General features: G+C 64.6%; 10 protein-coding genes. 8 read left to right on the top strand and 2 right to left on the bottom strand.

Going from position 1 to position 13,617, the window contains the following annotated elements; genetic code table 11:
• The first annotated feature begins 124 nt into the window (after positions 1-124).
• The 6 genes from MB901379_RS06710 (at position 125) to MB901379_RS06685 (ending at position 6,815) form a co-directional block, all read left to right on the top strand.
• Complete coding sequence (locus MB901379_RS06710) at positions 125-1,003, top strand: methyltransferase domain-containing protein (protein ID WP_158015903.1); 879 nt, start codon at positions 125-127, stop codon at positions 1,001-1,003.
• 183 nt (positions 1,004-1,186) lie between these two features.
• Positions 1,187-2,422 carry a cytochrome P450 gene (locus MB901379_RS06705; RefSeq protein WP_232022011.1) on the top strand — a complete coding sequence of 412 codons (1,236 nt, stop codon included), beginning with the start codon at positions 1,187-1,189 and terminating at the stop codon, positions 2,420-2,422.
• Positions 2,419-2,880 carry a nuclear transport factor 2 family protein gene (locus tag MB901379_RS06700; protein ID WP_232022010.1) on the top strand — a complete coding sequence of 154 codons (462 nt, stop codon included), beginning with the start codon at positions 2,419-2,421 and terminating at the stop codon, positions 2,878-2,880. The genes MB901379_RS06705 and MB901379_RS06700 overlap by 4 nt, the downstream gene beginning before the upstream one ends.
• Before the next feature lie 179 nt (positions 2,881-3,059).
• The gene (locus MB901379_RS06695; protein WP_232022088.1) at positions 3,060-3,674 is read left to right on the top strand and encodes an LOG family protein; all 615 of its coding nucleotides are present in this window, start codon (positions 3,060-3,062) and stop codon (positions 3,672-3,674) included.
• Between the two features lie 931 nt (positions 3,675-4,605).
• Positions 4,606-5,550: a tRNA (adenosine(37)-N6)-dimethylallyltransferase MiaA gene (gene miaA, locus MB901379_RS06690; RefSeq protein ID WP_158015901.1), complete on the top strand. Its 945-nt coding sequence runs from the start codon at positions 4,606-4,608 to the stop codon at positions 5,548-5,550.
• A gap of 245 nt (positions 5,551-5,795) precedes the next feature.
• Positions 5,796-6,815 (top strand): nucleoside triphosphate pyrophosphohydrolase, encoded by a 1,020-nt coding sequence (locus MB901379_RS06685; protein ID WP_158015900.1) that lies wholly within the window; start codon positions 5,796-5,798, stop codon positions 6,813-6,815.
• Here MB901379_RS06685 and MB901379_RS06680 read toward each other — a convergent pair.
• Positions 6,795-7,706: a DUF808 domain-containing protein gene (locus MB901379_RS06680; protein ID WP_158015899.1), complete on the bottom strand. Its 912-nt coding sequence runs from the start codon at positions 7,704-7,706 to the stop codon at positions 6,795-6,797. The two genes, MB901379_RS06685 and MB901379_RS06680, sit on opposite strands and share 21 nt — an antisense overlap.
• A gap of 109 nt (positions 7,707-7,815) precedes the next feature.
• Between MB901379_RS06680 and MB901379_RS06675 the strand changes: the two genes are divergently transcribed.
• Both MB901379_RS06675 and MB901379_RS06670 read left to right on the top strand, forming a co-directional pair.
• On the top strand, positions 7,816-10,227 hold the full coding sequence (locus MB901379_RS06675) for an arylsulfatase (protein WP_232022009.1): 2,412 nt from the start codon (positions 7,816-7,818) through the stop codon (positions 10,225-10,227).
• A 125-nt stretch (positions 10,228-10,352) separates the two neighbouring features.
• Positions 10,353-11,828, top strand: a complete 1,476-nt coding sequence (locus MB901379_RS06670) for a glutamate--cysteine ligase family protein (RefSeq protein WP_158015898.1) — start codon at positions 10,353-10,355, stop codon at positions 11,826-11,828.
• 147 nt (positions 11,829-11,975) lie between these two features.
• Here the strand turns inward: MB901379_RS06670 and MB901379_RS06665 are convergent, their stop codons facing one another.
• Positions 11,976-13,607, bottom strand: coding sequence for a PE family protein (locus MB901379_RS06665; RefSeq protein WP_158015897.1), 1,632 nt, complete (start codon positions 13,605-13,607; stop codon positions 11,976-11,978).
• Positions 13,608-13,617: the final 10 nt, after the last annotated feature.

Raw genomic sequence — 13,617 nt, 5'->3', positions numbered from 1 at the left:
GTGGCGCCGCAATCGACGGTAACCAGATCCAAGACCACAGCTGGCGACCATCGGATGTCAATGTCGGATCAAGTTCTCCGCGAGCTGAGAAGCGATGGGCAAGTTGCGTTTTCAAACAAGGAGGGTGATCGACTTGAGTACTGGTGAGGTAGTAGCCGGCCTAATCGATGAGCGCCGAATGTCTATTGCTGCGCTCTATGACCAAAAGACGCGCGATGCCAACGGACTCAACGCGATGCTCGCATCACGTGATGGATTGTTTTTCAATCACAACGGCATTGACTTGTTGGACAGTCAGCCGCCGGCACGGGAGGCGGATCGGCTCGACTGGTTGCATCGGTCGGAGACCGAATTGGTCAATTTCGGCCTGAAATTCCTTGGCGAGCCACCTTCGGACGGCACTGTCCTGGACGCCGGCTGCGGGGCCGGCGGTGGAGCGATCATGATTCACGAGCGGTTCGGGTGTGCGGTGGAGGGAGTGACGGTGTCTCCCGAGCAAGCCCGGTTCGCCGCCGCAACGGCCCTGGTACGCGGACTGGACGACCGCGTCAGCTTCAGGGTCGGCGACATGCTTGAGGTTGACCACGACTTGGCCGCGGACAAGGACCGCTATCGAGCGGTGTGGGCGTGCGAGAGCACCGAGCACGTCGATGATTTGGCGTCAATGTTCGCGGCGTTTAGCCGGGTGCTGGTGCCCGGGGGACGCATCGTAGTAATCGCGTGGTGCGCCGGCAAGGGTGTTGATGCCGGACGCGTCAAAGAGCTCGTCGATGAACATTACTGTACGAATATTCATGAGCCGGCCGACTACGACCATGCGGCCCGCGAAGCGGGGTTAATCACTTGTGACCGAGTGGATTTGACCGGTTACACGGCACCCTACTGGAAGACCCGGCTTGAGTCCGCGCACGTGACGGGCACCGAAGAGTTGATGTATTCGTCGTTTGCGCAACGCCTGATGACGTACGAGCTGTGGTCGTTGGCTACGCCGGGTGAGCGGTGATCGAGAGGCTCGATCTGGTGGACCGGCCGGCTCACACGTCGGCAAGATGGCGAAGCTCTCACGAGACGGCACATCGGCCGCTTCCCCGTGGACGCCGATGAAGATCTACCACGAGCTGATTGTCCAGCGCCACCGGACAAGACCTAAACTGTCACGCCAACAGCATGATTCGGCCGACGGTAGATGACAAATACCGTGCTGCCACGTTTCGACCCACACGACGAGGGTCTGCGCGACGACCCCTACGCGGTATACGCCAAGTACCGCCAAACGGATCCTGTGCATTGGGGACGGTCTTTCAAGCCCAGCGACGACGGATGTTGGTACCTGTTTCGACACAATCATGTGGCGTCGATGCTCAGGGATCGGCGACTTCGGCGCAAGTTGGTGCCAACCGGCCCGATAACATCCGAACGGATTTCCGATGTTCGCGTCGGTTTCGCGGAGCTGTCGGGCCGGCTGTTGCTCTCCCTCGATCCGCCCGATCATGAACGTCTGCGCTCTACCGTGGCGCCCGCGTTCACACCTTCAGCCATTGAGGCTTACCGAACTGTCACGACCGAGACCGCGGATCGACTGATCGACGAACTCGATGCCGGAGAGGCATTCGACGTGATCGACGACTACGCCGCTCCGCTGTCGATGACATTGATAGCAGCGATCCTCGGTCTGACCGCCGACGAGTTGCACCCAGATCTGCCGCAGTGGGTCGCCGAGTTCGGTGGCGGATTCGACCTCCGCAAGGAGCCGGCGACCATGGCGGGAGCCAACGATGCCGCCACGAACATGTTGCGCTACTTCGATGCCGCCGTCGCCGGTCATGATCGGACGCGGCCGGGTCTGATAAGCACCTTGATCACCGACCGCGATCAAGGCCGGCTAACCCACGAGGAGCTGCTGGTCCTATGTGTCCAGATAATGTTCGCCGGGCACGGCACGACGGTCGCACAGGTCGGCAATATGATCGCCGACCTATGGACGCACCCCGACCAGCTTGCCTTGCTACGGGAGCATCCGGAGTTGATGGCCGATGCGGTGAACGAAAGTCTGCGTTTCAACGGCTCGGTTCAGTCAACCGCGGCCCGCAAACCAGTCGAAGACATCGTGCTGGGTGGAGCGCACATTCGTGCCGGACAACCGCTGATCGCATTCGTGGGCGCAGCCAACAGGGACCCCGAGGTATTCGAGGAACCGGACCGATTCGACATCACACGTGACCACGGCGCGGCGATCGTGTTCGGCGCCGGGATCCATTACTGCCTGGGGGCGCGCTTGGCCCGTCTGGAATGTCAGATCGCGGTAGCAACTCTCATGCGTCGTCTGCCACACCTAGCGCTGACCGAGAGCTTGGCACTACACCGCCACTCCAATATCGTGTTGCCTGCTCTGGTGCACCTAAAAGCGGTGGCGGCGGCGTGATCACACCGCCGCGCCGCTTCCGAATATTCTCCCGGGCGAGGGAAGACGTGGTGCGCCCCCGCTTGTACACGGAGGTGCAGCAGTTCTACGCGCGGCAGATGCGGCTACTGGACTCCCACGACATCACGTCCCATGCGCAGACATTTACCGAGGACGCGACGTTCGAGCACATTCCGGGCGGCGGCCCGGTAGCGACGCGCGCAGCAATCGAAAAATCGCTTCTCAAGTGGGACGGCAAACACCGGGATACGATCCAACGCAGGCACTGGCTATCGATGATCGACGTGGTATCGCTCCGCGCCGACGTGATCGAGGCCTCTGCGTATCTGATCGAGATCAATGTTCGCCCCGGGACCAAACCGACGATCGCCCAAAGTTGCGTGATCGAAGACGAGCTGACCCGGGTCCACGGACAACTTCTGGTCCGTTCGAGGAAGGTGCTGGAGGATCAACTGTGACTCGAGACCTAGCCGAGCCGGTAGGACACACCGCCACCCGCATCTACGATTTGCACACCCATTGCTCTGGGACCGACACCGAGGAATCCGAGCGAATGGCTTGCTTGCTCGAGAACGCCGGACTTGTCACGGCAGCTCACAGCCCTACCTTCAACACCCCCACGGATGGTCGTCCGACGATCTGTGTCTACTGCGCGTCCGGCGCTGACAATCCCGCCGACTTGAGTCTGGCGGCCACCGTCGGCACCGAAATCGGCAGACGCGGATGGCGATTGATCTCTGGTGGCGGCACCGTCGCCATGATGGGCGCGGTGGCGCGCGCGGCCAGAAGCGCAGGAGCTCACACCACAGGTGTAATTCCAAAAATTTTCCTGCAGTCCGAACTCGCCGACCTCGACGCCGACGAACTGGTCGTCACCGACACACTCACGCAACGTAAGCACCTGATGGGCGAACGCGCTGATGCGTTTCTCACCTTGCCCGGCGGACTGGGAACCCTAGAGGAACTGCTCGAAAGCTGGACCGCGGCCAGCCTGGGCATCCATCACAAGCCCGTAGTCCTGCTCGATCCCGCTGGTCATTACCGTGGATTACTCGACTGGCTCGAGGAGCTCCGACAACGTGGCTTCGTGCGGGCCTCCGCAATCGACCGCCTCGTCGTCACCACGGACGTCGACAACGCATTCGAGAACCTCTGCCCAACACCACGATCGACCACCACGGCTCACCGGACGTGCGATACCTCCCCGGTCGGTGCTCGGTTACCGCACGAGGAAGTGCATTCCCCAAAGTAATTGCACTGCTCTGGTATCGCCCACGCGGCGTTCGAAAGCGATATGTTTTCATATGACCGAAAAGGGGTCGGCCCAGCACAATCGAACCGCGCTGGGTGGGCCTCGCGTAGTCCCCTAATATCTTTCACTCGGGCGGCCATTTCTACGCAGCGGGCGATCCTCCGATGGATAGCCCGCTCCGCACGAGATCATCCAATCATGTCGTAATGCGTCGGATTCCTCAGGAACTTGGTAGGTTGGACCACGTGAATCTGACCTTGCCTGCGTTCCGGTACCAAACCGTCATGAGCAACGGGATCGTCGAAAATAAGATTTGCCAGGCATTTTCGGCGACAACGACGTGCGTCCCCGGACCTATCTCCGCCGAAACGAACACCCTTGCGTTGCCCGAATGGAGTCGACTTGTGCAAAACGTAACTCGAACCTCGTTTGTGCAGAGCGTAACTCGAGGGTCATTTGCGATATCACGACGGTACCGCGAACAAGTTCCCGAACTCGTGGAAGCCGTCCCAAAGCCCGCCGACTGGCCACCAACATCGCACGATCCAGATCCCCAGGCGGCCAGCTGGCGTAGCCACTGCTGAAGCCGCGCCATCAACGATGAGCCCCACCAGTATCGGCACCGCCAGATCATGCCGGTACCGAATCGCGCACTGAACCATCGGGATAGCAGTGGCCGGCCGACTTGCGATCCATTCGAAACGAGATCCGGAAATCCAGCCCTTCAATGGAAAAGGATCCCGAGCGGCCGGTAGCGGGGTGGATGCCAGCACACTATTAAGCCATTTGACTGATCCCGGCAAGTTCGCCGAACGCAACTCTTGACATGTCACCGCAAGCGTCCCGCCGTAGGCCGTCCAACACACCCACTCGGAGCGGATCATGGGCCCGCCCAGACGTCACCGAGGTGAAATCAGCAGGCAAAAGGAAGATGAGACCACTAACGATCATCGGACCAACGGGAACCGGCAAATCGAACTTGGCGCTCGAGATCGCAGACCGGCTCAGCGGCAAGATCAGAGTGGAAATAGTGAATGCCGACGCATACCAGCTCTACCGTGGCATGAATATCGGTACTGGAAAGGTGCCCGAGGGACAACGCCAAGGCATACCACACCACCAACTCGACGTCCTTGACGTCACCGAAACCGCCACTGTCGCAGGCTATCAGCAGGCTGCCGCCGCCGATATCGAGGCGATTGCCGCCCGCGAGGCACTGCCGATCTTGGTGGGGGGTTCGATGCTCTACATTCAATCGCTGCTCGATGACTGGGCATTTCCAGCGAAGGATCCAGCGATACGGGCCCGATGGGAGCAACGTCTTGCCGAGGTCGGGGCGGTCAGGCTGCACGCGGAGCTGGTTCGCCGGGACCCGGCCGCGGCCGCGGCCATCCCGATCACCGACGCCAGGCGAACGGTGCGCGCGCTGGAAGTGATCGAAGTTACCGGCCGCCCTTTTGCCGCCTCCTCGCCACGCATCGGCAAGCCCCGCTGGAACACCGCGATCATCGGATTGGAGTGTGACACAAAGGTTCTTGATGAAAGACTGGCGCGACGAACAAGGGCCATGTTCAATGACGGCCTAGTCGAAGAGGTGATCGCACTGCTCGCACGCGGCTTGGCCAAGGGGGTGACCGCTTCGCGTGCGCTGGGCTACGCCCAAGTCATCGCGGCGCTCAAAGCCGGTGGCAGCGCCCAGGCACTGGAGGACGCGCGACATAAGACCTGTCTGGCCACCCGCCGCTACGTCCGACGGCAGCGGTCCTGGTTTCGTCGAGATCACAGGGTGCGCTGGCTCGACGTCACCGCCGCCACACCTGCTCACCGTGCGGCCACCGCCGACGCTGCATTGGCCGTGTGGCAGCAGGCAGAGTGACGGTTCCCCACGCGGGTTTAACCCGGCCGCTGCCGCCCCCCGGGTTTGCGGCAGCCGGTCTGTGACGTCAACGTCCGGAACCCGATCAATGGTCGCAAGCGAAACCGGGATCAATCGGGTTCGCTCGCGCGCTGTCTAGCAGGCAAGGTAACCGCGCCGGTTTGCATGACGCCCTCGGCAAGACCCCGTATCGAGATTGGTATAACCACTGCCATGTCACCGTCGAGCCCGAAACCAGGTGCGCGATGACTGTCGTCCTGGTCGATCCACGTCACCCTTCACTGGTGCCGATGGAAGCCATCAAACTGTTGCGCGACGAAGTGCAGTACACCGAGGAATTGCCGGCCGCCGTGGCTCGGCTGCTACCCGCGGGGCGCCCCGTCCACTCTGGGAACGACGCTACCGTGTTGTTGTCGTCCGATCCCACACATCCCGCGGTTACCGCTCGGCTGGCCGCCGGGGACCGGCTGATCTCGGCGCCACACCCGCGCTGCGGTCAGCGGCTTCTCAACGCAGTTGCGGTGATTGACCAACTGCGCACAGCGGGCCGGTGGGAGGCAGAGCAGACCAACGACTCGTTTCGCCGCTATCTGCTGACGGAGACCTATGCACTGCTGGATGCCATAAGCAGCGGCGATTCAGACCAGATGCGCGAAGAGCTCGCCAACCTCCTACTGCACGTGCTGTTTCATGCTCGGATTGCCGAGGACTCCCTACGACCGCCATTCACCATCGACGACGTCGCCGACGCGCTGATGCGGAAGCTGGGCAACCGGCGCGCGGGCGTCCTCGCTGGTGAATCGCTCTCATTCGAAGAACAGCTAGGTCAGTGGGTGAAAGGCAAGACCGCAGAAAAGCCGCGAAGCTCGGTGATGCAGGGCCTATTTCACCATCAACCCGCATTAGCTCTAGCGCAGAAGGTGATTGAACGAGCCGGTCGAGCCGGCCTGCCCATGGACTTGATCCCGGCCACGATCACCTCCATCGTGATGTCACCCGACGTCGATGCGGAAAGCCAGCTGCGCACCGCGGTTTTGGAGTTCATGGATACGGTCCGCCGTATCGAGGGGGCCATCAACGCCAGCCGCCACCGACCCGATGACACCCAAGGACGGACTCCGCTTGGCGCGATCACCGAGCAAGAGTGGCGGGCTTTCTGGCCGTCCGCCGGTGCCGGACCCGGCGACACCGCCGACCATCCAAGCGAGCACGGTCGAGATGAAGAGCGCGGCGGCGCAGGACCATCACCGGCGCAACGACAATAGACGCACGCACGCGACGAGCGCCACACCAACTACCGCGCCAAGCACCGCCGATACGCCGGTGTTGACCAGCCAGGCCAACACTGCCCCGCCAGAGCCGACAGCGTGGCGCACCAGCTCCTCGAGATGATGAACCATGCTGTAGGGGGTATGCCAGCCGACCTGATCGCTGCCCACCAACAGGATGTGGCCACCCACCCAGAGCATCGCCACGGTTCCCACCGCTGAGATAGCGGACAGCAAGCCGGGCATCCCGGCGACCAGTGCGCGGCCCAGCTTCCGCCCCAACCGGGACGACGTCTGGGCGAGCCGCAGCCCGACATCGTCCATCTTGACGATCGCGGCCACGACCCCGTAGACCGCAGCGGTGATCACCAGCGCGACCACGATGAGAACGACCAGCCGGGGCAGGAAAGCCACGTCGACCACCTCGCTGAGGGCGATCACCATGATCTCGGCCGACAGGATGAAGTCCGTGCGGATAGCCCCGGTGACAACCTGCTGTTCGGCTTGCGGCCGCACAACGCCGGGCCCATGTCCGGCGATGGCGTCCCACAGCTTCTCCGCGCCTTCGTAGCACAGATAGGTAGCGCCGAGCATCAAGATTGGGCTCAGCAGCCATGGCGCGAACTGACTGAGCAGCATCGCGCCGGGCAGGATGAACACGAGCTTGTTGCGCAGCGATCCGCACGCAATGCGTTCGATGATGGGCAACTCGCGCTCGGCGGTGATGCCGCGCACGAATTGTGGCGTTACCGCGGTGTCGTCGATGACCACTCCGGCCGCCTTGGCGGTCGCTCGGCCGGCGGCCGAACCGATGTCGTCGACCGATGCCGCGGCCAGCCGCGCCAGTGCCGCGACGTCGTCCAGGAGTCCGAACAGCCCTGCGCTCATCGCCTCTCCCCCACGGCATAGGAAGCTACCTTCCATCTCTACTATCCCTGGACCAAGGACGCACCGCCGTTCGCTGGCCGTCGGTGCTGTCCACACCGACGGTCAGCGGGTGCCAGACCTTGGACGCGGCGCCGGTTCGGGATACGAATTGGAAAGCGGCATCGACATCCACCGTACGGGCGGCACAGGCATACTGGGCACCCACGGTCTTTATCGGCAGCAAGGTGACGTAACCATGACGCCAGAAGCGACACGCACGTTCGATCGCACCACACTGCCACTGCCCGACACCTCGACCGGCGGTAAGGCGGGACGAACGGTTGCTGAGTCGGTGATGCCGACCATCACTACCATCCGGCCACCGCTGAACGCCCCCAATGTGGTGGTCGTGTTGCTCGATGATGTGGGGTTCGGGGCAACCGCGACATTCGGTGGTCCGGTTCCGTCACCGACCGGCGATGGGTTGGCACAGGAAGGTTTGCGGTATAACAGATTTCACACCACCGCCCTGTGCTCTCCCACGCGCGCCGCATTGCTCACCGGCCGCAACCACCATGCGGTCAACACCGGCAACGTCATCGACTGGGCCACCGGATACGACGGCTACAACAGCATCATCCCCAAATCGGCCGCCACCATCGCCGAAACGTTGCGGCTCAACGGCTACAGCACCGCGGCATTCGGCAAATGGCACAACACCCCGATGTGGGAGGTAAGCCCGGCCGGCCCCTTCGACCGCTGGCCCACGCATATGGGCTTCGAGGAGTTCTACGGCTTCATGGGCGGTGAAGCCCACCAATACAATCCCGGTCTCTATCACGGTACGACGCCAATCGAGCGTCCCGAACACATGGCGGACTACCACCTGACCACCGATCTCGCCGACCGGATGATCGACTGGTTACATCGACAGCGCTCGATCTCGCCGGACCGGCCGTTTTTCGTCTATTGGGCACCCGGCGCGACCCACGCGCCGCACCACGTCGCGCCGCGCTGGAGCGATCCCTTTCACGGCCGTTTCGACCTAGGCTGGGACAGGCTGCGCGAGGAAACGTTCGCTCATCAAAAGCGGCTCGGAGTGATCCCCGCCGATGCCGAATTGACGCCACGCCATGAGTCCATTCCGGCGTGGGACGGCCTCACGGCGGATAGACAGCGCATCGCGTCCCGGCTGATGGAAATCTACGCTGGCTTTCTGGCGCACACCGACCACGAAATCGGGCGGATCGTCACGGCTCTCAAGGACGCATCGGTGTGGGACAACACCCTGTTCCTCTACATCATCGGTGACAACGGCGCGGCCCCCGCGGGCGGAATCTACGGTGTCTTTAACGAGATGATGGCGCTGAACGGACTCGATGAAGACGTCGCCGTGGTGCTGTCGAAGATGGACGAATTCGGCGGGCCCAAGGCCAGCAACGAGTATCCGGTCGGATTCGCCTGGTCGATGTGCACGCCGTTTCAGTTCACCAAGCAGTTCGCCAGTCACTTTGGCGGCACCCGCAACCCGATGATCGTGACCTGGCCGCAGCGAATCGCCGACCGGGGTGGGCTGCGCTCCCAGTTCCACCACGTCATCGACATCGCCCCCACAATCCTGGAGGCAGCCGGCATCCCGGCGCCGACCATTGTCAACGGTGTGACCCAAAAACCTTACGACGGCATCAGTTTGGCGTACACGTTCGATGATGCCGACGCCCAGGATCGCCGTCGCACCCAGTACTTTGAGATCACCGGAACCCGCGGTATCTATCACGAGAATTGGATCGCGTGCACCTACCACAGCAAGATCAAATGGAGCAGGGGCCCACTGCCGGCGTTTTCCGATGACCGCTGGGAGCTCTATGACCTATCCCACGATTACAGCCAGGCCGTGGATCTGTCCGCTCAGCACCCTGACAAGCTCGCCGAACTGCAGGCGCTGTTCGACACCGAAGCCGAACGCAACGGCGTCTTTCCGCTCGACGACCGCGGGCCCGTCCGCGCAATCGGTGCCCGACCCAGCATTCTGGGCGAGCGGACGTCAATCTCCTTCGGCCGCGGCGCTATCCGCATGCCCGAAGACATCATCCGCAGCACGTTCAACCGGTCGTATTCGATCGCCGCGGCAATCGACACCCCCGGGGGCGCACCCGTGGCGGGTGTCTTGCTGGCCGCCGGTGGCTACTTCGCCGGGCTCTCGCTGTACGTGCAGAACGGGCTGCTCAGGTTCACCTACAACTATTTCGGCTCCACCTACACCACCGTCACCGCGGCTGAGCTCCTCCCCGCCGGCAAAGCCACGGTAGCGGTCGAATTCGACTACGACGGCGGCGGTCTAGGCAAGGGCGGGGTGGCCAGATTGGTGCTCAACGGTCGCCATGTCGGCGAGTCACGTATCGAACGCACTGTGCCTTTTGGGTTCAGCGCCGACGAAGGAGTTGACATCGGTCTGGACGGCGGCACGCCCGCGGCGGACACCTATCGGGGCAGCTTCCCGTTCAACGGCACCATCAACGAGGTCACGATCCAGCTGCGATGACCTGGGCAAACCGTCGCAATCCCCAGCATTGGGCCATGACTTCGCGAAATCCGCGTGAGGATGCCCTGCTTTGCGGGTAGTCCTTGCCGTAGCCGTGATCAAGCCGGGCCGCCGGGAGGAACACTGTGGGAGACCGCGTCGATGCGTCGGCACTGGTGCTGGGCCAGGACGATGAGGTGCAACGCAGGCTGTTGCGCAGCGTTGGCGTGCTGCAGCAGATGGCTAGTGCCGGCTGGTTCACCGACCACGAGGACACCATGGGTATGGAGGTGGAACTCGATCTGGTGGACCCGCTGGGCAAGCCCCGGCTGGTCAACAATGCGGTGCTGGCATACCTGGACCGGGCCGACATGCAGCGTGAGCTGGGGCAATTCAACGTCGAACTGAATGTGCCTGCCCGCCCATTGCGGGGTCGCGTGTTGCATACCCACGAACACGTTCTTGCCGACGTACTCAACGGATCCGCGGCGCCGACCGAAGCGCTGGGCGCTCGGCTCATCGCCGTGGGCATGCTGCCCACCCTCAGTGCCGAACACATGACCGCCGAGCGGCTCTCCGATAACCCGCGTTACGCGCTATTGAGCCGGCGCATGCGCACCGCTCGCCACCGCCCTTTCCTCGTGCGCATCACCGACGCGCCCGAGCCGGTGGAATTTGCCACCGATTCGGTAGCTCCGGAGGCCTCCGCGACCAGCCTGCAGCTGCACCTGCGGGTGCCGTGGGATCGATTTGGGGCCTACTTCAATGCCGCGCAGGTGATCGCCGGCACCCAGGTCGCGGTGGCCGCCAATGCACCATTCCTGCTTGGCCGTCGGACCTGGCAGGAGACCCGCATCACGCTGTTGGAGCAGCTGCTCGACTCCCGGCGCCCCGAGGAGGTGCTGGCCAGCGCGCCGGCCCGGGTCCGGCTCGGGGACGGCTGGATCGACGGCCCGGTGGAATTGTTCGACCACCTGGTCCGGGCTTATCCGCCACTGTTTCCGACGCTGGACGATGAGGATCCCGACGCCGCTCTCGAGGCGGGATCCGTGCCGGCGCTGCGTGAGCTTCGGCTGCACAACGGCACCGTTTGGCGCTGGAACCGCCCCGTCTATGACGTCCAGGGCGGCCGCCCGCAACTGCGCATCGAGAATCGGGTGCTGCCAAGCGGACCGACCGCCGTGGACATGGTCGCCAACGCCGCCTTCTATTACGGACTGGTCCGAGCGATCGTCGATAGCGATCAGGCCCCGTGGCAACAGGTCCCGTTCGCGGTCGCCGAGCGCGATCTGCACCGCGCGGCACGCCACGGGTTGGCCGCGCAGCTGAGTTGGCAGGGCGCTGACCACCCGGCCAAGCGGCTCGCCCAGGAGGTGCTCCTGCCCGCGGCCGCGGCCGGACTCGACGCGTGGGGCGTGGATGCGCGCGACCGCGACCGCTATCTGGGCGTCATCGAAGCGCGGGTGCGCAGCGGCCAGACCGGCGCTGTTTGGCAAACCGAGACGGTGTACCGCCTCGAGGAGCGGGGATTGGAACGCATCACGGCGCTGCATGAGATGACCCGACGGTATGTCGAAAACGCACGCACCGGGGCTCCGGTCCACGACTGGCCGCTACCATGACGGCCCGCTTGTCCCACCAGCGGTGTGCCCACGTTTAGCGCCGCCCGCGTGGGTCTTCCACGGTGGCGGACACCCACGCCGATGCAGTCGGCTACCCACTTACCGGGGTGAGCATTTCGACCGGCCCGCCAGGCCGGGACCGCCCAGCTAAGCCGAACCGTTGGTTCCGTCTTCGCCGATAAGCAGGCCACCACTGCCACCGGTCCCGCCGGTCCCGCCGTTGACACCGTTACCGCCATTACCGCCGAAGCCGACGAACGTTTGGGTAAACGTGCCGTCGGCAGTGACCCCGACATTGCCGCCGGCACCGCCGTTGGCCGCCCCGGCACCGCTGCCGGCATTGCCACCGTCGCCACCGATTCCGATGCTGAACAAACCGCCGGCATTGCCGCCGGCACCACCATCGCCACCGGTCCCGGTGAAGCTGTTGCCGCCAAAACCGCCCACGCCGCCGACACTCACCGTCCAGACCCCAGCGCCTTGGCCGCCCTGGCCGCCGGCTCCGCCGACGCTGGTGCCGAAGCCGCCGACACCACCGACACCACCGGTGCCCAGACCCACGATCGCGGCGCCCTGGCCGCCCGCGCCACCGGCACCACCGTCGCCGCCGGCACCACCCACACCGCCGAATCCGCCGACACCCGCGCCGAGCAGCGCAGCGCCGACCCCGCCCTGGCCGCCGTCCCCGCCGGCACCGGCACCAAAGCCGCCGACGCCGCCGGCGCCCGCCTGGCCGTAGCCGACTAGAACGCCGCTGGCCCCACCGTCGCCACCACCGCCGCCGATACCAGCAACATCGGTGGCGGCCCCGCCGGCGCCACCCGAGCCGCCCACACCGAACAGCAGACCGCCGCCGCCCACGCCGCCGTCACCCCCGTCACCGCCGGCGACCTCACCCGTCCCGCCGACACCGCCGGCACCGCCCACGCCGAAGAACCGACCGCCGCCGGGACCGCCGACACCCCCGTCGCCCCCGGTCATGCCCGTTCCGCCGGCACCGCCGGCACCGCCGACGGCCCCGAGGGCGCCGCCCATCCCGCCGGCCCCGCCGGTTCCACCGGTTCCGAGTTGCGAGTCACCGCCGTTCCCGCCGTTGCCGCCCCAGCCCAGCGACGGGGCGGCGCCTCCGGCCCCACCATTGCCACCGAGCTCGCCGGCACCGGTCACCGCGCCTCCGTTGCCGCCGGTGCCGCCGCTACCCGCCAGCCAGCCCCCATTGCCACCGGCACCGCCGGCCCCACCCAGGAAGCCGCTGCCCCCGGCCCCGCCGTTGCCGACCAATCCCGCGGACCCGCCGCTACCGCCGTTTTGCGTGGATCCGCTGGTGAAGCTATAGCCGTTGCCGCCGTTGCCGAACAAGATCCCGCCGGCGCCACCGTCGGGACTGGCCGCCGTCCCATTCGTGCCGTTGCCGATCAGCGGACGCCCGAAAATCGCCTCGGTGGGCGTGTTCAGCGCACCCAGGACACTGCTTCCCAACGTCTGTAACGGCGAAGCATTGGCCGCCTCCGCACCAACGTAGGACCCACCGGCAGCATTCAACGCTTGGACAAAACTTTGATGGAACTCCGCGGCTCGCATACTCAGCGACTGATACTGCACCGCGTAGTCACTAAACAGCGACGCCACAGCCGCCGACACCTCGTCAGCGCCGGCGGACAACACCCCGGTGGTAGACGCTGCCGCGGCCACGTTCGCCGCGCGCATCGATCCACCGATGCCTGCCACATTCTGCGCCGCCGAGGCCAACATGTCCGGAGCTGCGAAAACAAACGACATAGAACCCCTC

Origin of the sequence: Mycobacterium basiliense (genome assembly GCF_900292015.1) — a bacterium.
GTDB classification, from domain to species: Bacteria; Actinomycetota; Actinomycetes; order Mycobacteriales; family Mycobacteriaceae; genus Mycobacterium; species Mycobacterium basiliense.
Note: the sequence above shows the minus strand (reverse complement) of the source record. Positions and strands in the feature narration are given on the sequence as shown.